The sequence below is a fragment of the Streptomyces alkaliterrae genome, assembly GCF_007097205.2.
Taxonomy (GTDB): domain Bacteria; phylum Actinomycetota; class Actinomycetes; order Streptomycetales; family Streptomycetaceae; genus Streptomyces; species Streptomyces alkaliterrae.
This window is the reverse complement of the sequence record NZ_VJYK02000667.1, coordinates 1-718: the sequence shown is the minus strand read 5'-3', so window position 1 is coordinate 718 and position 718 is coordinate 1. Positions and strand designations below refer to the sequence as shown.

Sequence of the window (718 nt, the reverse complement as noted above, 5' to 3'; positions counted from 1 at the left end):
GCCCCCTCCCCGGTCTCTGGCTCGCCACTCTCGGCGTGGCCGCCGCCTACCTCGTCCACCGGCTCCTCCCCGCCGTGCCGATGCTGACCGCAGCCGTCGTCCTCGGCCTTCTCGCCGCCCACCTCCCCTCGGTACGCCGGCTGGTCCGCGGGGCCGCGCGCCCCGGCCTGTCCCTGGCCGGCCGACGCCTGATGCGGCTGGGCATCGTCCTGCTCGGCCTGAAACTCAGCCTCGGCGACGTGCTGGGCATCGGCTGGGCGGCCGTCGCCGTCGTCCTGACCACCGTCGCCGCGACCTTCCTCGGCACCTGGTGGCTCGGCCGCCGCATCGGCCTGCCCGGCGACCAGCCCCTCCTCGTCGCCGCCGGCTACTCCATCTGCGGCGCGTCCGCCGTCGGCGCCGTCGGCCAGGCCCGAGACAGCGACGAACGAGACGCCGCCACCGCCGCCACCCTCGTCACCCTCTGCGGCACCCTGGCCATCGTCGCCCTCCCCCTCCTGCAACACCCCCTCGGACTCGCCGACGAGGCCTTCGGCCGCTGGGTCGGCGCGAGCGTGCACGACGTCGGCCAGGTCGTGGCCGCCGCCCAGACCGCCGGCGACGCGGCGCTCGGCGAAGCGGTGGTCGTCAAACTGATGCGCGTCGCCCTACTCGCGCCCCTGGTAGCCGCCGTAGCCGTGGCCGCCCGCGCCCGCCGCACGACCGCCCAGGCCACAAC

The 718-nt window shown here is 76.6% G+C and carries 1 protein-coding gene; it reads left to right on the top strand.

Translation table 11 applies throughout. The annotated features are described in order from the left end of the window. Window positions 1-718: YeiH family protein (locus FNX44_RS27425; RefSeq protein WP_153507808.1), on the top strand; the 718-nt coding region annotated here is incomplete at both ends.